Below are 20,351 nucleotides of genomic sequence, written 5' to 3' on the forward strand. Positions count from 1 at the left end.
CTGCCCCCGGTCTCCATCCGTCAGCGGCAGTAGGGGCCGCTGCGATAATCCGCCACGTCAAAGTGGAAATGGTCGCGATGGAACCGGTCCGATCGCGGCCCGAGCACCGTCCCGAACGGCCCGCAGGCGGTTTTGTGCAGCGCCTGAACCGTCTTGGCATGTTTGCCCGAAGCCCAGTCGCCCAGCACGGTCAGCGTCTCGCCGTTGCGCAGGTTGAAGCCGGCAATGTCGACCGCATTGCCACGCGCATGTTCCGACAGTTTGCCCTGTGGCAGGTTGTTGCGCCGCCGGCAGGCATAGTGGGCCACGATATCGATGCTCTGCAGCCCGCCGCCGGTCTTGCCGATCGCCGGTTTGGCGCCCTCCCGCACATAGGTGTTGAGCGCGGTCGCGGCCTCGCAATTGAGGACCGGCTGCATTTGCAGCATCACGCCGGACACCGAACTGACCTTGACCGGATTGGCGATGCCGCAGCCGCCGCCAGTGCCGATCGGGTCGACCTTCACACCTCGGATCTGCTTGTTGCCGCAGATCGGGCCGTTCGAATCACGACTGGCATAATCGTCATCCTCACCGCAGGCGGCCAGCGCCAGCACAGCGAGCAGGGGCCAAACTAAAGCCGTCTTCATCGTCACTCTCCTCCGTCCTGCGGGCCGGACTGGCGCCGGCCGCGTCAGATGTTCAGCCGCCCTGCGATCGTTTCGCCGGCGGCGTGTCTGCCGCCGGGGCGGCTTTGGACGTGTCGGGGCCGACACGTCCGAAATCCGGGGCATCCGTATCCTGCCCCGCATCGATGATCCCGCGGCGAATGTCGCGTGTGCGGGTGAAATAATCGAAAAGATGGTCGCCATCGCCGGTCCGGATGGCCCGTTGCAGCGCGAACAATTCCTCGGTGAACCGGCCGAGGATTTCCAGCGTCGCCGCCTTGTTGTTGAGGAACACATCCCGCCACATGGTCGGGTCGGAGGCCGCGATGCGCGTGAAATCGCGAAAGCCCGCAGCGGAATAGTTGATCACCTCGGATGCGGTCACGCGGCGCAAGTCATCGGCCACACCCACCATCGTGTAGGCGATCAGGTGCGGTGCGTGGCTGGTGACGGCGAGCACCAGATCGTGGTGATCGGCATCCATCATGTCGACATTGGCGCCGATGCCGGTCCAGAACCGGTCGAGACGCGCGACCTCTGCCTCGGGCGTGCCCTCGATCGGGGTCATCAGGCACCAGCGGTTCTGGAAGAGCGTTGCGAACCCCGAGCGTGGACCGGAATGTTCGGTGCCGGCCAGCGGATGGGCGGGAATGAACCAGACCCCGTCGGGCAGATGCGGCGTCACGGCCTCGATCACCGCGCCCTTGACCGACCCGACATCGCTGACCGTGGCGCCGGGTTTCAGATGCGGGGCGATCTCCTCCATCACGCCGCCCATTGCGCCCACGGGCACGCAGAGCACCACGAGGTCGGCGCCCTCTACCGCTTCGGCGGCGCTGTCGGTCACCCGGTCGCAGAGCCCGATCTCGCGCGCGATGTCGCGGGTTTCGGCACTGCGGGCCGTGCCGGTGATCGTGCAGTCCCACCCGGCGGCGCGGATCGCGTGGCACATGGAGGAGGCGATGAGCCCGAGCCCGATGAAGGCAACGTGATCGTAAGGGGGGCGGCTCATGCGGCAGGCTCCGACCGGCCGAGGAAATCGGCAATGATGCTGACGACGCGGCGGCAGGCCAGTTCGTCGCCAATGGTGATGCGCAGGGCGGCAGGCAGCTTGTAGCCGGTGACGCGCCGGACGAGCACGCCCCCTTCGCGGAGCGCCATATCGCAAGCGCCGGCCTGGTCGGGACTGTCGAACCGGGCCAGAATGAAATTCGCCTCCGACCGGTCGGACGGAATGCCGAGCGCGTCCAGTTCTGCCGCCAGCCAGTCGCGCCATTGCGCATTCAGCGCCACCGAGCGCGCGACATGGTCGCGGTCGCGGATCGCAGCCTCGCCCGCAGCCAGCCCGGCAGCGGAGACGTTGAACGGCCCGCGCACGCGGTTGAGCGCCTCGATCACATGGGCCGGACCGTAACCCCAGCCGACGCGCAAACCGCCCAGCCCGTGCACCTTGGAGAAGGTGCGTGTCATCACGACATTGTCCCGCGCCTCCACCAGCGCGCGACCGGCATCGAAGTCCGGGTCACGCACATATTCCGCATAGGCCCCGTCAAGCACCAGAAGTGCTGCCTCCGGCAGGCCCTCGGCCAGCCGCGCGACCTCCTCCGGCCCGATCATCGTGCCGGTCGGATTGTTGGGGTTGGCAATGAAGACGAGCCGCGTGCGGTCCGTACAGACAGACAGGATCGCATCGACATCCGTGACCCGCACGCGCTCCGGCGCTTCGACCGGCGTTGCACCGGCCGCACGGGCCGAGATCGGATACATGGCGAACCCGTGCTCGGTATGGACGACCTCGTCGCCCGGACCGGCATAGACCTGACAGAGGAAGGCGATGATCTCGTCCGATCCGGCGCCGCAGATGACCCGCGCGGGATCGAGCCCGTGGACCTCGGCAATCGCGCCGCGCAGTGCCGCATGGCCGCTGTCGGGATAAAGCTCCAGCGACTCCGCCGCCGCGATCACGGCCGCTTTGGCCGCCGGGCTGGGGCCGTATGGATTTTCGTTGGAACTGAGTTTGGTGACGCTGTTCTGCGCGCCAGCAAGTTTGGATTCGCCGCTCACATAGAGCTCGATATCCAGAATGCCCGGTTGCGGCCGGATGGTCCGATGCGGCGTGCCCATTTTACTCTGCCTCAGAGGGTGTTGCCGCGGTTTTAGCCAAGCCGCGCCTGCAAGGCCAGCATTTTGGCGCGCAAGGCCCTCCGGTCGGCAGACGGATGCCGACCGGGCGCCGCGCCTCAGTAGAAGCTCTGGGGGTCGATATCGATGGTGACGCGCAGCGTGCCGCCCAGTTTCAGACCCGCACGCCATGTCTGGAGCGCGGGTTGCAGCCGTGTGCCGCGCGGGGCCTTGACCAGAAGCCGCATCCGGTGCCGCCCGCGAATGCGCGCCACGGGCGCGGGCGCCGGACCGAAGAGCGTTGCGCCCACGCCAGACAGCAGGGGCGCACGGCGTGCCAGTTCGCGTGCCACTGCGGTCACCTGCGGCAAATCCGTGCCCGAGACGACCACGCCGGCCATCCGCCCGAAGGGCGGCGTCGCGGCAGCTTCCCGCATTGCGGCTTCGGCGGTGAAGAAGGCTTCGTCATCATTGGACAGGATCGCGCGGATCACCGGATGGTCCGGCTGGTGGGTCTGGATGAGCGCCTGCCCCGGCTTGTCCGCACGGCCTGCGCGCCCCGCCACCTGCCGGATCAGTTGATAGGTCTTCTCCGCCGCCCGCAGGTCGCCCCCCTGCAACCCCAGATCGGCGTCGATCACGCCGACAAGCGTCAGGAGCGGAAAATTGTGCCCCTTGGCGACCAGTTGCGTGCCCACGATCAGGTCGGCCTCGCCGCCCGCAATCTGGTCGATCCGCTGCTTCATCGCGCGGGCCGACATGGCAAGGTCGGAGGAAAGGACCGCGATCCGCGCATCGGGGAAGAGCCCGCTGGCTTCCTCGGCCAGCCGCTCGACCCCCGGACCGATGGCGGCCAGCCGCCCGGCCACGCCGCAACTGGGGCAGGTTTCCGGAATCGGCGCCGTGGCCCCGCACTGGTGGCACATGAGCCGGCGCTGGAACCGGTGTTCGACCATCCGCGCGTCGCAATCGGTGCAGCCGACCTGATGCCCGCAGGCACGGCAAATGGTGAGCGGTGCGAAGCCGCGACGGTTGATGAAAAGAAGCGCCTGCTCGCCATCCGCGATCCGGCGGCCGACCTCTGCCGCGAGGGGTTCCGATATCCAGCGCCCCGTCTCCAGCGTCTCGGCACGCATGTCGATGGCCTGCATGTCGGGCAGGCTTGCGGTGCCGAACCGCTCGGTCAGGTCGAGCCGCGCATATTTTCCCGCCCGCGCATTGGTCCAGCTTTCCAGCGACGGCGTGGCCGAGGCCAGAACCACCTGCCCGCGCGACAGGGATGCGCGCAGCACCGCCATGTCACGGGCACTGTAGAGCACGCCATCCTCCTGCTTGTAGGAACCGTCATGCTCCTCATCCACAATGATGAGGCCGGGATCGGTGAAGGGAAGGAAAAGCGCCGACCGCGCGCCCACGACAAGCTGCGCCTCGCCCGACGCCACGGCTTTCCAGGCGCGGCGGCGTTCGGCCTGCGTCACGCCCGAATGCCATTCCACCGGCCGCGCGCCGAAGCGGCGTTCCACACGGTCGAGAAACTCCACCGTCAGGGCGATTTCAGGCAACAGAACCAGCGCCTGCCGGCCCTGTTCAAGCGCCGCGGCCACGGCTTCGAGATAGACCTCCGTCTTGCCCGATCCGGTGACCCCTTTCAGAAGCGTCGTGCCATAGCGGCGGCTGCGCACCGCTTCGCGCAGGATCCGCGCGGCCCGCGCCTGATCCTCGGACAGGTCCCGCGCAGGGGCGGCAGGATCGAGCCTCGGGAACGGCGCGTCGCGCGGCAGGTCGATCCGCATCAGAACGCCCTGCGCCTCCAGCCCCTTGAGGACCGAACTGCTGACACCGGACAGCGATGCCAATTCGCCCGGTGCGAAGCCCAGATTGCCATACTCTTTCATCGTCTCGACCACACGGCGACGCGCGTCCGTCCAGCGATCAGGCTCGGCTTCGGCCAGCTGGTAGACCTTGCGCGCCCCCGGCGCGTCGCCGAGACCCGGGACCCGTGTCGCCAGCCGGAGCACCGCGGGCAACGGGCTCAGCGTGTAATCCGCGACCTGCGTCAGAAAGGTCTGCATCTCGGGGCGCATCGGCGGCAGGTCGAGCACGCGGTGGACGGCGCGGATCTTCGACGGATCGAAACCGCCCTCCCCCGGCCCCCAGACCGTGCCAAGCACCCGGCGCGGCCCGAGCGGCACCTCGACGAAGGCGCCCTGCCGCACCCCGCCTGCCGGTGCGCGATAGTCGAGCGTGCGGTCGAGCGGCTGTGTGGTCAGCACCGCGACCAGAGCGCCTTCCTCGAAATGGATCGGCATGCTCACGCAGGCGCCCCCCCTGCCAAGGGCGGTTCCATCGCGGCGGCGCTTCGATTAAGGTGCGCGCGCGCGGGACCGCCCCGATGGGCCCGATGGGCAACTCCAAATGGAAAGTACATCATGAAATTCTTCGTAGACACGGCCGATATCGACGCCATCAAGGAACTCAACGATACCGGAATGGTCGACGGCGTCACCACCAATCCGTCGCTGATCCTGAAATCGGGTCGCGACATCCTCGAAGTGACCAAGGAAATCTGCGACATTGTCGACGGTCCGGTGAGCGCGGAAGTGACGGCGACCGAGGCAGACGAGATGATCGCGGAGGGCCGCAAGCTGGCCAAGATCGCGAGCAACATCGCCGTGAAAGTGCCGCTGACCTGGGCCGGGCTCAAAGCCTGCAAGGTGCTGTCGGACGAGGGCCAGATGGTCAATGTCACGCTCTGCTTCTCCGCCAACCAGGCGATCCTCGCCGCCAAGGCCGGCGCCACCTTCATCAGCCCGTTCATCGGCCGTCTCGACGATATCAACCTCGACGGGATGGAACTGATCGCCGACATCCGCACCATCTACGACAATTACGGGTTCGACACAGAAATCCTTGCGGCGTCGATCAGAACCGTCAATCATGTCACCGACAGCGCGCGGATCGGGGCTGACGTCATCACCGCACCGCCAGGCGTGCTGAAGAAACTGGCGGATCATCCGCTGACGGACAAGGGGCTGGAAAGCTTCCTGGCCGACTGGGCGAAGACGGGACAGAAGATCCTGTAAGCCCCGCCGACGAAGGGCAGCGAGGAGACAGGCATGGCCGACAAAGACGAGGCGTTGCGCGCCATCCGCGCGCATATTCTCTCCGATCCCGACATGATCCTGGAGGATCGGGATGTCATGCGGGCGCTCCTCAAGGCACAGGGCGGCGACGATGCGCGCAATGTCGTGGACCTGCGCGGCGTGCTGGTCGACCGGCTGGAAGACCGGCTCGACCGGCTGGAAGACACCCATCGCAACGTCATTGCCGCTGCCTATGAGAATCTCGCGGGCACCAACCAGGTGCACCGTGCGGTGCTCGCGGTGCTCGACCCGGCGGATTTCAACGGGTTCCTGACCGCGCTCAGCCATGATGTGACGAACATCCTGTCGGTCGACGTGATCCGGCTGGGGCTGGAAAGCCCCGCCGTCGCGCCCGGCACGCCGCTCGGCCCGAAGGGCGACATGCAATCCACCGTTGTCGCGCTGGCGCGCGGCGGCGTCGACGCCTACCTGACGCAGGACCGCGACGTGGTCAGCCGCAAAGTCACGCTGCGCCAATGCGCGCCCGACCAGAGCTCGGTCTACGGGCGCGATGCGACATGGATCAAGTCCGAGGCGCTTCTTCAGCTTGACCTCGGACCGGATTTCCAGCCCGGCCTGCTGGCCTTCGGATCGGAAGACCCGCACCGGTTCCACCCCGATCAGGGGGGCGATCTTCTGACCTTCTTTGCCGGGGTCTTCGAGCGCGTCCTGCGCCGCTGGCTGGCGTGACCGGCCCGGGCGACCCCGCACCGCATCCGGCCGCCGACGCGGCCGACGATTTCCTGAACCGCTGGCTGCGTGCCATGGCCGGCACCCGCGATGCCTCGCCCCGCACGCTCGACGCCTATCGCCGTGACGTGGCGGGATTTCTGGGCTTTCTGACCGACCATCACGGCGCACGGCCCGGCCGCGCGGCCCTGTCGGCAGTGACGACGCAGGACATGCGGGCTTGGCTGGCACGCGAGCGCGGACGCGGCCTGTCGGCGCGCTCGGTCGCGCGCGCCCTGTCGGCGGTGCGCAGCTTCTACGGCTGGCTCGACACGGCCGAGGGGATCACCAATCCCGCCGTGACCGCGACCCGTGCCCCGCGGCCTGCCGCCCGTCTGCCCCGTCCGGTCGATACCGAGGCCGCACGCGCCCTGATCGACCGTGTGGAACTGCAAAACCCGCAGGACTGGATCGCCGCGCGCGATGTGGCGGTGGTCACGCTCCTTTATGCCTGCGGGCTGCGCATTTCCGAGGCGCTCGGCCTGCCCCGCCGCGCCGCACCGCTGCCCGAAGCGCTGACGATCCGCGGCAAGGGCGGCAAGGAGCGGATGGTGCCGGTCCTGCCGGCCGCCCGCGACGCGGTCGATGCCTATCTGCGGCTCTGCCCGCATGATCCGGGTCCGGACGGGCCGCTCTTCCTCGGCCAGCGTGGCGGTGCGCTGAACCCCCGGCTGGTGCAGAAAGTGCTGGAACAGGCGCGGATGCAACTCGGCCTGCCCGCCTCGGCCACGCCACATGCGTTGCGCCATTCCTTCGCGACCCACCTTCTGGAAGCGGGCGGCGACCTGCGCGCCATCCAGGAACTGCTCGGCCATGCCTCTCTGTCCACCACGCAGGCTTACACGGCCGTGGATCAGGCGCGACTGATGGATATTTATGCACGCGCCCACCCCAAGGGCGCCGGATAGGCCCGAAGCAGCATTTGCCGCTGGACGCGATCACGGCGCTTTGCCATCCTCGCGCCCGGTTCATCACGCAGTCAAAAGGAGCGCTCCGATGAAGACCCTCCCCATTCTTTCCGCCCTGACCGGGCTCATGATGTTCAGCCCCGCGCTGGCCGCCGACCTGCCGGATCTGGAGGGGCGCGAAGTGGTCGTGGTGACCGAAAACGCCTACCCGCCGCTGCAGTTTGTCGATCCGGCGACCGGCGATGCGATCGGCTGGGAATATGATGCGATGGAAGAGATCGCCAAGCGGATCAACATGACCGTGGTGATCGAGAACAGCTCCTGGGACGCGATGATCCCAGCGGTGAGCGAGGGCCAGTATGATGTCGGCATGACCGGCATCACCATCCGCGACGACCGCAAGGAGAAGGTCGATTTCTCGGACGCCTACATGCGCTCGGAAATGTTCATGCTGGTGCGCGCGGACGAGGACCGGTTCACCGATGGCGCGAGTTTCGCCGCGTTCGAGGACGGGCTTGTGGGCGCACAGGCGGGCACAACGCCCTTCTACGTCGCGGTCTACGACATGCTCGACGGGGACGAGGCCAACCCGCGCATCAAGCTGTTCGAGACTTTCGGCGCGTCGGTGCAGGCCCTGAAGGCGGGCGACGTGGACGTGGTGCTGACCGACGGCACGGCCGGCGAGGGTTATGTGCGGGCCAATCCCGACACGTTCAAGCTGACGGGCGACGCGATGGGCACCGAGGATTTCGGCTTCATCTTCCCCAAAGGTTCCGATCTGGTCGCGCCGATCAATGCCGCGATTGCCGACATGAAGGCCGACGGCACGCTCGACGCGCTGAACAAGAAATGGTTCCTCGACTACAAGCTCGGCGGCTGAACTGACAGGATAGCGCCCGGCCGCGACGCGTGGCCGGGCGCATGATATGGCGCCGTCTCCCTCTCCTTCCGATCCGAACCGTGACTTTCCATGGTGGCTCGTCGCCGCGCTCGCGCTCGGCGCGTTCCTGACGTGGAAAATCCTGTCCGACCCGATCTACACCCAGATCCTGGAGATCGTCGGCAAGGGCGTGGGCATCACGATCTTCGTCACGCTGACCGCCTTCGCGCTGGCATCCGCACTTGGCCTCCTGCTTGCAGTCTGCGTGCTGTCGCCCTCGCTCCTGCTGCGCCAGATCGCGCGCTTCTATATCGAGATCGTGCGCGGCATCCCGATCCTCGTGCTCCTGTTCTACATCGCCTTTGTCGGCGCGCCGGCACTGGTGGCGGGCTGGAACGCGCTGGCGGAACCGCTCGGGCTGGACCCGATCCGCACCCGCGACCTGTCGCTCATGTGGCGGGCAATCCTTGCGCTCACCATCGGCTATGCGGCCTTCATCGCGGAAGTGTTCCGCGCCGGCATTCAGGCCGTGGACCGCGGCCAGATCGAAGCCGCAAAGGCGCTCGGGCTCGGCCCTTGGCAGCGGTTCCGGCACATCGTCTTCCCGCAGGCGATCCGGATGATCCTGCCGCCGCTCGGCAATGATTTCATCGCGCTCATCAAGGACAGCGCGCTTGTGTCCGTGCTTGGCGTCGCCGACATTACCCAGATGGGCAAGGTCTATGCTGCAGGCTCCTTCCGCTTTTTCGAGACCTACAATATCGTCGCGTTCATCTACCTGATCATGACGGTCGGCCTGTCGCTCGGACTGCGCGCGCTGGAGCGGCGGCTGCGCGACCGGACCGCGCGGCGCAATAAGGCTGGCCCGAATGCGGCCCAACATGTAGAGCTTGCCGAATGACCCGCCAGACCCTTGCCTTCTGCGTCCATCTCTTCACCGCCTCGGGCGCCGCGCTCGCGCTTTTTGCCATGCTCGAAGCCGGTGCAAACGACTGGAAGATGATGTTCTTCTTCCTGCTCCTCGCGCTCATTGTGGACGGGATCGACGGACCGCTCGCCCGTTGGGCACATGTGAAGAAGTTTGCCCCGCATTGGGACGGGGTGCTGCTCGACCTGATCATCGACTTCCTGACTTACGTGTTCATTCCGGCCTATGCGCTGGCGCAGGCCGGTTTGATGTCGGCCTGGGGCGGATGGCTTTGTGCGATCGCGATCGTGACGACGGGTGTCGTCTATTTCGCCGACACACGGATGAAGACCGAGGACAACAGCTTCTCGGGTTTTCCGGGCTGCTGGAACATGGTGATGCTGGTGATCTTCGCCCTGCGCCCGAGCGAATGGGCGATCATCGGGATCGTCGGCACGCTCTGCGTGGCACAGTTCGTGCCGCTGAAATTCATCCATCCGGTGCGGACGGAACGCTGGCGACGCCTGTCCCTGCCCGTGATGCTCGCATGGTGCATGATCGCGCTCTGGATCGGGCTGGAGGATTTCGAGACCCCGCCTCTTGCGGCTGCCGGACTGATCGCAACGACGCTCTACCTGACATTTGCGGGCATCGCGATGCAGGTTGTGCCGGCGCGCAAACCGACTGCCGCCGAGTAAGATTTCTCTCTACGACGAAAAAGACCGGCCGCATCGGGCCGGTCTATCTGTTTTCGGGGTCGAAGACGCCCGGTGTCAGCCGAGCGCATCCGAACAGCGTTTGCAGGTGCCTGCATGGGCCGTATGGCCGACCTCGGGCAGGATCTTCCAGCAGCGTTGGCATTTCTCGCCCTGCGCGCGTTCGAAAACCACGCCGACGCCCGGCTGTTCGGTCAGGCGGAACGCATTGCCCGGCACCGGATCGTTTGAGAGCTGGATGCCTGACGTGATGCAGATATCAGCGAAATCCAGCCCGCGCAGTTGTGCCAGCACATCGGCATCTTCCACATGCACCACCGGGGCGGCTTCGAGCGACGCACCGATATTCTTCTCCCGCCGTTCGATCTCGATCGCGCCGGTCACGACGCGGCGCACGTCGCGGATTGCGGCCCAGCGGGCGGCAAGTGCGTCATCGCGCCAGTCCTGCGGCGTGTCGGGGAAGTCCACCAGATGCACCGAACTGTCATTGCCGGGGAACCGGTCGAGCCAGACATCCTCCATCGTGAAGACCAGCATCGGCGCGAGCCATGTGGTCAGGCGGTGGAACAGGATGTCGAGCACCGTGCGCGCGGCGCGGCGGCGCAGGCTGCCGTCCGCGTCGCAATAGAGCGCGTCCTTGCGGATGTCGAAATAGAAGGCCGACAGGTCGACGGTGCAGAACTGGAACAGGCTCTGGAACACGCCCTGGAAATCATAGGCCGCGTAGCCCTTGCGGACCGTCTCGTCGAGTTCGGCCAGCCGGTGCAGCACCCAGCGCTCCAGATCGGGCATCTCGGACGGGTCGACGGCTTCGGCCGCATCATAGCCCGACAGGTTGCCCAGCATGAAGCGCAGCGTGTTGCGCAGGCGGCGGTAGCTGTCGGCCACGTTTTTCAGGATTTCCGGCCCGATCCGCTGGTCGGCCGTATAGTCCGACTGCGCCACCCAGAGCCGCAGGATATCCGCGCCATACTGCTTGACGACCTGCTCGGGCACGATGGTGTTGCCGAGCGACTTGGACATTTTCATGCCCTTCTCGTCGAGCGTGAACCCGTGGGTCAGAACGCCCTTGTAGGGCGCGCGTCCCTTGGTCCCGCAGGATTGCAGCATCGAGGAGTGGAACCAGCCGCGATGCTGGTCGGTCCCTTCGAGATAGAGGTCCGCGATCCCGTCCGGCGTGCCGTCCACGCGGTCGCGCAGCACGAACGCATGGGTCGAGCCGCTGTCGAACCAGACGTCGAGAATGTCGGTCACCTTCTCCCAGCCCTCGGCCAGTTGCTCGGGCGACAGGAAGCGGGCGGCGGCGCCCGCGTCGAACCAGCAATCGGCGCCTTCCTCGCGGAAGGCGGCGACGATCTTCGCGTTCACATCCGGGTCGCGCAGGATCTCCACCGCGCCCTTCGCGCCGCGCTTGACGAAACAGGTGAGCGGCACACCCCAGGCGCGCTGGCGCGACAGCACCCAGTCGGGGCGCGCCTCGATCATCGAATGGAGCCGGTTGCGCCCGCTCTGCGGTGTCCATGTGACGAGTTCGTCGATGGATGCCAGCGCGCGGGCGCGGATGGTCTTGCCATATTCGTCGCGCCCGTCGCCCAGTTCGCGGTCGATCGCCACGAACCATTGCGGCGTGTTGCGGAAAATGAGCGGCGCTTTCGAGCGCCAGCTGTGCGGATAGCTGTGCTTGATCCGCCCGCGCGCGATCAACGCGTCGCCCTCGACCATCTTGTCGATCACGGCGCGGTTGGCTTTGCCTTCCTTGCCCTTGTGGTCGAAGATTTTCAGCCCGCCGAAGAAAGGCATATCCTCCCGGAAGCTGCCATCTTCGAGCACATTGTGCGTCATCACCAGCCCGTGCTTGACGCCGAGGATGTAATCGTCGGCACCATGGCTCGGCGCGGTATGGACGAAGCCGGTGCCGGCCTCGTCGGTCACATGGTCGCCCGGCAGCATCGGCACGTCATAGTCCCATTCGCCATCCGCGCCCTCGACACCGCGGAACGGATGCGCGCAGGTCAGAAGGTCGAGCTGCTCGGCGGTCACATCGCGCAGGCGCGCGTATTTCTCGACACGTGCCGCGCCGAACACATCCGCCGCCAGATTGTCGGCGAGCAGGTAGCGGTCGCCCGTCTTCGCCCAATTGTCCTCGGGCGCTTCCGTGACCTCGTAGAGCCCGTAGGACAGGCCCGGGTTGAAGGCGACGGCACGGTTGGACGGGATCGTCCATGGCGTCGTCGTCCAGATCACCACATTGACGCCGAGCAGGTCCGAACGCGCGCCGGTCTTCTCCACCGCGCGGATGACCGGGAATTTCACCCAGATCGTGTGGCTCTGATGGTCGTGATACTCGACCTCCGCCTCGGCCAGCGCGGTCTTTTCCACCACCGACCACATGACCGGCTTCGAGCCCTGATAGAGGCTGCCATTCATGACGAATTTCATGAATTCCTCGGCGATCACCGCCTCGGCATCATAGTTCATCGTCAGATACGGATCGTCCCAGTTGCCGGTGACACCGAGCCGCTTGAACTCCTCGCGCTGGATATCGACCCAGCCTTCAGCGAATTTCCGGCACTCGGCGCGGAAATCATTGATCGGCACCTCGTCCTTGTCCTGCCCCTTGGAGCGGTACTGTTCCTCGATCTTCCACTCGATCGGCAGACCGTGGCAGTCCCAGCCGGGCACATAGCGGCTGTCATGGCCCATCATCTGTTGCGAGCGGACGACCATGTCCTTCAGGATCTTGTTGAGCGCGTGGCCGATATGAAGATGGCCGTTCGCATAGGGCGGGCCGTCATGCAGGATGAAGGGGGTCCGGCCCTCCTTGGCGCGCAGGCGGCCGTAAATGTCCATCTCGGCCCAGCGCGCCAGCCATTCCGGTTCGCGTTTGGGCAGGCCCGCGCGCATCGGGAATTCGGTCTGGGGCAGGTTCAGCGTGTCTTTGTAATCAGGTGTGTCGGCACACATGGCAAGGCTCTCTCGTCACTGGAGAATTCTAGGTGGTTGGTCGGCGCGGTCGGCCCATGCGCCTGTTCCCCGGTCGCTCAGAGGCTGAGCGCCGGGCCAGTAATTCGGAAATCTATGCCGGTTCCTGTCCACATGGGCGGCTGTATAGACCGCCCCTGCCCGATATTCCAGCGTGGAGTTGCCGCGGGCGATGCAGGCCGGCGTACGGCTCACGCCTCTCGGCTGAAAAGCCCCGTGAGCGCCCGCTTCACGATGCCCGTCACGCTCGGGCGCTTCTGGGCGGCAAAGGGCATCGGGCGGCACACCTCGATCGCGGCCACGCCCACCCGCGCGGTCAGCGTCCCGTTGATGACCCCCTCGCCGAAGCGGCGCGACACGCGGCTGAGCGCCGAGCCGCCGGCGATGGAACTGATCATGTCGTCGCCCACGGCAACGGCCCCGGTGGCCAGCAGATGGGCGGCCACCGCGCGCAGGAGCCGCAGCGATCCGAGCGTGCCCGCCCGTCCGCCATAGACCTCGGCCAGCCGGCGGATCATCCGGATGTTGGCGCCCATCGCCACGGCCACGTCAGCCAGGGCAAGCGGCACCAGAGCCGTGGCGGCGGCGACGGTCCGCGCGGCGGCCTCCACCTCGCGCCGCGCCATCGCGTCGAGCGGGGCCATGAGCCGGGTCTCGGTAACAGACAGCACCCCATCGGCGTCGAACTGGTCCTCCAGCATCCGGTCGAGATCCTGCCGCGACCAGCGCAGGTCCGGCCGCCCCTCGTAGAGATGCGACAGTTTTCGCGCCACAGCCTCCGCCGCCGCCTTGTCCCCGTCCCGTGTGGCGGCCTCCACCTCGCGCCGAAGCCCGTCGAGCCGCGACAGACGCCAGAGGCCCGCCAGTTCGCGCAGCACAAGCGCTACGAAGGTCACGGCGGCGGCGGCGCCGAGCAGGAGCGCGAGCCGTCCGAGCCAGATGTTGCGCGCCAGAAGTGTTGCGACGAAATCGAAGGCGGCCAGCCCGATCATCATCACCAGAAGCCCGGACAGGCTGGCCCAGAAGAGCCGCGCCAACCGGTTCGGCCTGCGGGCCGCGATCCGGGTCACGGCCACCATGGCCGCGCCCCGATCCGCGCCGTCGAGATCGGGCACTGCGGGCGCGGCGCCGGGATCGACGCCTTGCGTGTCGCCCAGCGCCTCGCCTGTCAGGACGACCGGCTTGCGGGCCTCAGCCATCGCCCTTGGCTCCACTGTCGGGCTTGGCGGGTGCCGAGGGTTTGCCGCTGTCCGGTGCCGTCTGCTTCTTCTCACCGTCGGGTTTCACATCCGGCCCAGCGGCTTTGTCCTTGCCGGTCTGGTCCTTTTTGCCATCACCCGCCTTCGGCCGCTCCGGCGCCCAGCGAAACCGCATGTCGGGCAGTTTTTCCGCGTTCCGCGCCCCATCCGTGCGCTCCACCTCCGCGAACCCTTCGCGGGTATAGAATTTCTGCGCCCCGAGATTGGCCTGGAAGCACCAGAGTTCCAGCCCGTCCGGCGACAGGCGCTTGGCATCGTCGATCAGCGCCGCGCCGATGCCACGCCCGCGCAGGCCACGCCCGACGTAAAGGCACGGCACCTCCTGCCCTTCGAGCACCAGAAAGCCCGCGATTCCGTCGGGGCGCATCGCGACCCGCACGCGGTTCTCGGCGATATGGCGGGCGACGAAGGCGCGGTCCTCATAATGGGTATACCAGTGGGGAAACCACGGCGTGTCATCGGCCCAGTCGCGCAGGATACCGGCGCAGGCGCGCACATCTTCAGGGATGGCGTCGCGGATTCGGATCGAACGGCTCACAATTTGTCTCCCAGCAAGAATTCGGCCGCCCGGTCGAGCCGGATATGCGGCGGACCCATATCGGGCGGCAGGGTCAGGACCGGCGGGGCAAAGCGCATCAGGGTGAAATCCTGATCGAGCCAACTGTCCGCCCCCTGCCCGGCCGGCGTCAGCAGATGGGCCGGATCCTCGGGCAGATCGCCGGCAAACATGGCGGCGGGGGTGCCTTCTTCTTCCAGTATACCGCGCACGCAATCGAGTTGCGCCCCGTCATGGGTCACAGTCTGCTCCACCGTCGCCCGCAAGCTCGCCAAGGACAGCGCAGCGGTGCGTGCCCCCTTGAAATCGGCCCGTGCGCGGGCTTCGCGCACCAGCGCCTCGGTGATCCGGGTCAAACGCGGATGCTGGCTGTGATGCAGAAGATCGGCCTTTGTCGCGGCAAACAGGATCCGGTCAGCGCGGCGCTGGCCAAGGATCGAGGCGAGCCAGCTGCTGCGGCCGGGCCGGAAACAGGCAAGGATATCCTGCATCGCCTCGGCCAGATCGTTCACTGCCTGCGGTCCGTCATGGACCGCACCCAGCGCGTCGATCAGCACGATCTGCCGGTCGATCCGCGCGAAATGGTTCCGGAAGAACGGTTTGACGACGATTTTCTTGTAGGCCTCGAACCGGCGTTCGAATTCGCGGTAGAGCGTGCCCGAACGTGCGCGATCGAGTGGCGCCAGCGGCGCGAAGGTCAGCGCGGGCGACCCGTCCAGATCACCGGGCAGCAGGAACCGCCCCGGCGCACAGGCCGAAAAACCGGCAGCGCGGCTTTCGCGCAGATAATCGCGGAACCGGGCGGCAAGGATTTGCGCCTGCGCCTCGTCGAGCGGCTGGCTGCCATCTGCCGTCGCATCGACCGCAATCCAGTCGGCGGCATGGTCGGCCCGCCCCGGCGACAGGGCCAGCGCCCGCGCGCTTGCGGACCAGTCGGCGAAACTCTGGTCGAGAAGCGGCAGGTCGAGGAGCCATTCGCCCGGATAGTCGACAATGTCGAGATGCACCGTCCGGGCGCCCGTCAGTCCCGAGAGCATCCCGCGGGGCCGCACCCGGAGCGACAGCCGCAACTGGCTGACAGCGCGCGTCGATTCGGGCCAGCGCGGCGCCTTGCCCGTCAGGTCGCGCAGATGGGTCTCATAGTCGAACCGCGGCACGTCATCGTCGGGCTGGGGTTGCAGGAAGGCCGCCTCGATCCGCCCCGAAGAGGCCGCCGACAGGTGCGGCATCCGCCCGCGATCGATCAGGTTGGCAACGAGCGAGGTGATGAAGACCGTCTTGCCCGCCCGCGACAGGCCGGTCACGCCGAGACGGATCACCGGCTCGAAGAGCAATTCCTCCACCCCGCCCTGCGCATCTTCGATGACGCGCACGATCTGATCTGTAACCCGTCCCAGAACCACGTTTTGCGCGGCCTCCCCGTGATTGAAGTTCCAAACATAGGGCCGCCCCCCGGCAATGAACAGGGGCAGGCGCCCCGGTGCTTTGGGATTGGCAAACCGGTCCTGTCGGGCTACGGGGGCGGCATGGCACGATATGCTTTGAAACTGGAATATGACGGCACCGGCTATGCCGGCTGGCAGAAACAGGCCGATCATCCGAGCGTCCAGACGGCGCTGGAAACGGCCCTGTCGAAGCTCGAACCGGGCCATGCGGGCGTGACGGCCGCGGGCCGGACGGATGCGGGCGTGCATGCGACCGGTCAGGTGGCCCATGTCGATCTGGCCCGCCCATGGACACCGTTCCGTCTGATGGAAGCGCTGAACGCGCATCTGAAGAACACCGGTGTTGCCGTGCTCGACCTCGCCATCGTGCCCGACGATTTCAGCGCCCGCTTCTCCGCCGTCGAGCGGCAGTATCTCTACCGGATCATCAACCGGCGCTCGCCCGCACCGCTGGAGGCCGGGCGGGTCTGGCGGATCGGCCACAGGCTCGACACCGAAGCGATGCAGGCGGGCGCGAACCACCTCATCGGCCGGCATGATTTCACCACCTTCCGCTCGACGCTCTGTCAGGCGGCGTCACCGGTGAAGACCCTCGATGCGCTCGACGTGGAAGCGGTACCGCTCGCGCAGGGACAGGAGATACGGATCCACGTGCGGGCGCGGTCTTTCCTGCACAATCAGGTGCGCAGCTTCGTCGGCACGCTGGCCCGCGTCGGCTCCGGCTCATGGCCGCCGGAAAAGGTGGCGGAAATACTGGCCGCCCGCGACCGCCGTGCCTGCGGTCCCGTGAGCCCGCCGCAGGGGCTATATCTGGCCGAGGTGCGCTATCCCGATCCGGTCTTCAGCGGCTTCCCCTCCGGCGATCCGCCGGACCCAGCGGCGGGCTGAACGCCCGCATCAGTGGCGCGGCCCGTCCGGCGGGGCCATGTCTTCCGCCAGACCGGCGAGACGTGAGGCGCGCAGCCAGTCGAGCGGATCCACTTCCGTTTCCGTCACGATCCGCACCGGCGAGAGCCAGGGCTCGGGCGTCCAGTATTCGATCCGGATCGGATCGAGCACCAGCACGTAGGGACCGCTCACATAATGGGTGCCGTCGGGCGCGATCATCGCGTTGAAGGCCCGCGAGCGCAGCGCCAGCCCGCGCCCGAGCCGCGATGCGGCCACCCCCGCATAGCCCAGAAGCAGAAGCGGCGCGTCCACATCCACAAGTTCCAGCGTGCGCCCCGAACGGGCCGCATCCGAGAGCGCGTTGAGCGCGACACCCGCGGTGTGCAGGATCGGCGCGGGGGAGAAGCGGACCGTTTCGGCACTGTCGCTGCGATGCGGGGCCGGACGCGGCTGGAGCGCGGTCACCGCCGCGGCGACCCCGTCGAGATCCCGCGCCGCCAGCCAGCCGACAGCCGCGGCAAGATAATCCGCGGCCGGGTCCGTCATGCCCGCGCCGCGGCCCGCCGCCGCCAGCATCGCCTCGATGTCGGAAACAGATTTGAGCATGTCAGGCCGCGTGATCGGCGATCAGCCGGTCGAGAAACGCGCCGCAAGCCGCCATCTGGGCGCGGGTGATGAACTCGTCGGGCTGGTGGGCCTGCGCGATCGACCCCGGCCCGCAGACAACGGTGCTGAAACCCGCCTCCTGGAACTGCCCCGCCTCGGTCGCGTAAGAGACGACGTTGCGGCTGTTGTCACCGGTCAGCCGCCGGGCCAGTTCCTCGGCCGCGCCGCCCTCTTCCGGCCGGCAGCCCGGAACGGTGGCATGCAGGTCGATCGAGACGCCTGTTTCGGGGTGGATGGCCTGCATCCGCGCCGCGACCCGCGCACATTCGGCGCGATATTTCGCCAGCAGATCGTCGATCCGGTCGGTCGGCACGGTCCGGATGTCGGTCGAGAAGGCACAATCGCGCGCGGTGATGTTGTGCGCGGTCCCGCCATGGATCTTGCCGACATGGAGCGTCGAGTAGGGCGGATCGAAATCCGCGTTGCCCGCAGCCATCGGCGCGGCGGCCAGCGCCGCCATCCGCGCTTCGAGCCATGTGATGAGGTGGGCGGCTTCCATGACCGCAGAGACGCCTTTGTGCACAAGCGAGCTGTGCACTTCGTAGCCGCGCAGATGCGTCGTCATTTCGGCAATGCCCTTATGCGCGCTGACCACGCGCATTTCTGTCGGCTCGCCCACGATCACCGCCCGCGCGGGCCCAAGGGCAGCCGCCATATGGGCGATCATCGGGGGCGCGCCGAGGCAGCCCACCTCCTCGTCATAGCTGAGCGCGATGCGGATCGGGCGGCGCAGACCGGCGGCGGCCATGTCGGGCACCCGGCTCAGCACGCAGGCGAGAAACCCTTTCATGTCGCAGGCCCCGCGCCCGTAGAGCCGCCCGTCCCGCTCCACCAGCGTGAACGGATCGGAGCTCCAGTCCTGCCCCTCCACCGGCACCACGTCGCTATGGGCTGACAGGACCGTCGCGCCGGGCAGGTCGGGGCCGATCTGGGTGTAGATCGCGGCTTTCTCGCCTGTCTCGTCGAGCACCCGCGTCGCGCTGATCCCGTGGCTGGCCAGATAGTCCTCCACATAGGCGATCAGGTCGAGATTGCTGCGGTCCGAAACGGTTGGAAAGGCCACCAGATGGGCGAGCAACGCCGCCGCACGGGCATCGGGATCGGTCGGTGCGGATGAAGCAGGCATTCTGGGTCCGGGGCTTGGCTGGCAATCGGGTCGCGCCGGTCCGCGAAAGCGGGCGCGTCTGGGGACCGATGTTAGGCGCTTTGCCGGGCGGCGCAAGCGCAACCCGCCGCCACCCTTGCCAAAATCGGGAAGCTGCCGCCTTATGGCGGGCAGGAAGATCGGACCGGAGGACAGGATGACCGAATGGGTCGTGGACGATTTCATGGCGATGACGCTCGGGATCGTCGTCTATTTCCTGGGCATCTGGCTGAACAGCCGGCTGGCCGTCCTGCGCCGCTTCACAATTCCTGCACCGGTCTCGGGCGGGCTTCTGACCGCTTTGGCGATGCTCGGCTTCTACCTTGTGACCGGCATCTCCGTCAGTTTCGAGATGGAAACGCGCGACCTGCTCCTGCTCTATTTTTTCTCCGCCATCGGGCTGAACGCCAAGGTGAGCGACCTGCTGGCGGGCGGCAAGGCGCTGGCGATCCTCGTCGGGCTGACGGTCACGTTCATCGTGGCGCAAAACATTGTCGGCATCACCGTGATGGGCGTCTCGGGGCAGCCGCGCGAGCTTGGCGTCCTTGTCGGATCGGCGGCGCTTCTCGGCGGGCATGGCACGGCGATTGCATGGGCGCCCGAAGTGGCACGGCTCACCGGCGTGCCCAACGCGATGGAAATCGGCATCGCCGCCGCGACGCTCGGGCTGGTCGCAGCCAGCCTGATCGGCGGGCCCATTGCCACCTTCCTGATTGCACGGAACCGGCTCAACGGCCCGGACCTCGACCCGATCACCGAGGAACCGACAGCCCGTGGCGGGACCGACCGGGTGATTTCCGTCGACGATTTCTTCCGGGCGCTTCTGGCGCTCCATCTCGCGATCATCGCGGGGTCTTTCCTGAACGAGGCACTCGAATATGCGGGCATCCGCCTGCCGCTCTTCGTTTCCTGCCTGCTCTGCGCAATTCTCCTGTCCAACACGCTCGGGCGCTGGCTGCCGGCGTCCGGGCGGGCCGCGAACAGCCCGGCGCTCAATCTGGTCAGCCAATATTCGCTCGGCCTGTTCCTCAGCATGTCGCTGATGGCGATGCAGCTCTGGACCATTGCCGATCTGGCCGGGACCATGCTGATGGCAATCGGCGCGCAGGTCGTTATGACGGCCGCTTTCATCCTGCTGCTCGTCTATCCGCTGATGGGGCGCAACTATGATGCCGCGGTCCTGAGCGCCGGTTTCGGCGGGTTCGCCCTTGGCGCGACGCCGACAGCAATCGCCAACATGACTGCGGTGACAGAGAAGCACGGACCGGCGCCGCAGGCGTTCCTGATCCTGCCGCTGGTCTCCGCCTTCTTCGTGGACATCGCCAACGCGATTGTTCTGCAGGCGATACTTTAATCCCGG

Annotated in this window: 18 protein-coding genes; 8 read left to right on the forward strand and 10 right to left on the reverse strand. The window is 67.0% G+C overall.

Going from position 1 to position 20,351, the window contains the following annotated elements:
* Window positions 1-20: 20 nt before the first annotated feature.
* From GSH16_RS02285 to GSH16_RS02300, 4 genes are all read right to left on the reverse strand, one after another.
* Entirely contained in the window at window positions 21-629 is a 609-nt protein-coding gene (locus GSH16_RS02285; RefSeq protein ID WP_235912980.1) for an extensin-like domain-containing protein, read from the reverse strand.
* Between the two features lie 52 nt (window positions 630-681).
* Complete coding sequence (locus tag GSH16_RS02290; protein WP_160851453.1) at window positions 682-1,659, reverse strand: prephenate/arogenate dehydrogenase family protein; 978 nt, start codon at window positions 1,657-1,659, stop codon at window positions 682-684.
* The gene (gene hisC / locus GSH16_RS02295) at window positions 1,656-2,771 is read right to left on the reverse strand and encodes a histidinol-phosphate transaminase (RefSeq protein WP_160851455.1); all 1,116 of its coding nucleotides are present in this window, start codon (window positions 2,769-2,771) and stop codon (window positions 1,656-1,658) included. The genes GSH16_RS02290 and hisC overlap by 4 nt, the downstream gene beginning before the upstream one ends.
* Window positions 2,772-2,887: 116 nt before the next feature.
* Window positions 2,888-5,077 (reverse strand): primosomal protein N', encoded by a 2,190-nt coding sequence (locus GSH16_RS02300; RefSeq protein WP_160852933.1) that lies wholly within the window; start codon window positions 5,075-5,077, stop codon window positions 2,888-2,890.
* Window positions 5,078-5,197: 120 nt separating this feature from the next.
* Between GSH16_RS02300 and fsa the strand changes: the two genes are divergently transcribed.
* The 6 genes from fsa (at window position 5,198) to GSH16_RS02330 (ending at window position 10,033) form a co-directional block, all read left to right on the forward strand.
* On the forward strand, window positions 5,198-5,851 hold the full coding sequence (gene fsa, locus GSH16_RS02305) for a fructose-6-phosphate aldolase (protein WP_160851457.1): 654 nt from the start codon (window positions 5,198-5,200) through the stop codon (window positions 5,849-5,851).
* Window positions 5,852-5,884: 33 nt separating this feature from the next.
* The gene (locus tag GSH16_RS02310) at window positions 5,885-6,601 is read left to right on the forward strand and encodes a DUF484 family protein (protein ID WP_160851459.1); all 717 of its coding nucleotides are present in this window, start codon (window positions 5,885-5,887) and stop codon (window positions 6,599-6,601) included.
* Complete coding sequence (locus tag GSH16_RS02315) at window positions 6,598-7,548, forward strand: tyrosine recombinase XerC (protein ID WP_407941043.1); 951 nt, start codon at window positions 6,598-6,600, stop codon at window positions 7,546-7,548. The genes GSH16_RS02310 and GSH16_RS02315 overlap by 4 nt, the downstream gene beginning before the upstream one ends.
* Window positions 7,549-7,636: 88 nt before the next feature.
* Window positions 7,637-8,428: a transporter substrate-binding domain-containing protein gene (locus GSH16_RS02320; RefSeq protein WP_160851461.1), complete on the forward strand. Its 792-nt coding sequence runs from the start codon at window positions 7,637-7,639 to the stop codon at window positions 8,426-8,428.
* A 46-nt stretch (window positions 8,429-8,474) separates the two neighbouring features.
* On the forward strand, window positions 8,475-9,329 hold the full coding sequence (locus GSH16_RS02325) for an amino acid ABC transporter permease (RefSeq protein ID WP_160851463.1): 855 nt from the start codon (window positions 8,475-8,477) through the stop codon (window positions 9,327-9,329).
* Window positions 9,326-10,033 carry a CDP-alcohol phosphatidyltransferase family protein gene (locus tag GSH16_RS02330; protein WP_160851465.1) on the forward strand — a complete coding sequence of 236 codons (708 nt, stop codon included), beginning with the start codon at window positions 9,326-9,328 and terminating at the stop codon, window positions 10,031-10,033. Before GSH16_RS02325 ends, GSH16_RS02330 begins: the two co-directional genes overlap by 4 nt.
* Before the next feature lie 75 nt (window positions 10,034-10,108).
* Here GSH16_RS02330 and ileS read toward each other — a convergent pair whose 3' ends face one another.
* The 4 genes from ileS to GSH16_RS02350 all read right to left on the reverse strand — a co-directional run bounded on the left by ileS (window position 10,109) and on the right by GSH16_RS02350 (window position 16,251).
* A complete protein-coding gene (gene ileS, locus GSH16_RS02335; RefSeq protein WP_160851467.1) occupies window positions 10,109-13,015 on the reverse strand; it encodes an isoleucine--tRNA ligase in 2,907 nt (968 codons plus the stop codon).
* A 209-nt stretch (window positions 13,016-13,224) separates the two neighbouring features.
* A complete protein-coding gene (locus GSH16_RS02340) occupies window positions 13,225-14,232 on the reverse strand; it encodes a YcjF family protein (protein WP_160851469.1) in 1,008 nt (335 codons plus the stop codon).
* Entirely contained in the window at window positions 14,225-14,830 is a 606-nt protein-coding gene (locus GSH16_RS02345) for a GNAT family N-acetyltransferase (protein WP_160851471.1), read from the reverse strand. Before GSH16_RS02345 ends, GSH16_RS02340 begins: the two co-directional genes overlap by 8 nt.
* A complete protein-coding gene (locus tag GSH16_RS02350) occupies window positions 14,827-16,251 on the reverse strand; it encodes a YcjX family GTP-binding protein (protein ID WP_160851473.1) in 1,425 nt (474 codons plus the stop codon). The genes GSH16_RS02345 and GSH16_RS02350 overlap by 4 nt, the downstream gene beginning before the upstream one ends.
* 123 nt (window positions 16,252-16,374) lie before the next feature.
* On the opposite strand from GSH16_RS02350, the gene truA reads away from it, so the two are divergent.
* Window positions 16,375-17,181, forward strand: coding sequence for a tRNA pseudouridine(38-40) synthase TruA (truA, locus tag GSH16_RS02355; protein WP_160851475.1), 807 nt, complete (start codon window positions 16,375-16,377; stop codon window positions 17,179-17,181).
* A gap of 9 nt (window positions 17,182-17,190) precedes the next feature.
* Here truA and GSH16_RS02360 read toward each other — a convergent pair whose 3' ends face one another.
* Both GSH16_RS02360 and argE read right to left on the reverse strand, forming a co-directional pair.
* Entirely contained in the window at window positions 17,191-17,787 is a 597-nt protein-coding gene (locus GSH16_RS02360; RefSeq protein WP_160851477.1) for a DUF3726 domain-containing protein, read from the reverse strand.
* Window position 17,788: 1 nt separating this feature from the next.
* Window positions 17,789-18,973, reverse strand: a complete 1,185-nt coding sequence (argE, locus tag GSH16_RS02365; protein WP_160851479.1) for an acetylornithine deacetylase — start codon at window positions 18,971-18,973, stop codon at window positions 17,789-17,791.
* Between the two features lie 175 nt (window positions 18,974-19,148).
* Between argE and gltS the strand changes: the two genes are divergently transcribed.
* Entirely contained in the window at window positions 19,149-20,345 is a 1,197-nt protein-coding gene (gene gltS, locus GSH16_RS02370; RefSeq protein ID WP_160851480.1) for a sodium/glutamate symporter, read from the forward strand.
* The last annotated feature ends 6 nt before the right edge of the window (window positions 20,346-20,351 follow it).

Origin of the sequence: Oceanomicrobium pacificus (assembly GCF_009833495.1) — a bacterium.
GTDB lineage: Bacteria > Pseudomonadota > Alphaproteobacteria > Rhodobacterales > Rhodobacteraceae > Oceanomicrobium > Oceanomicrobium pacificus.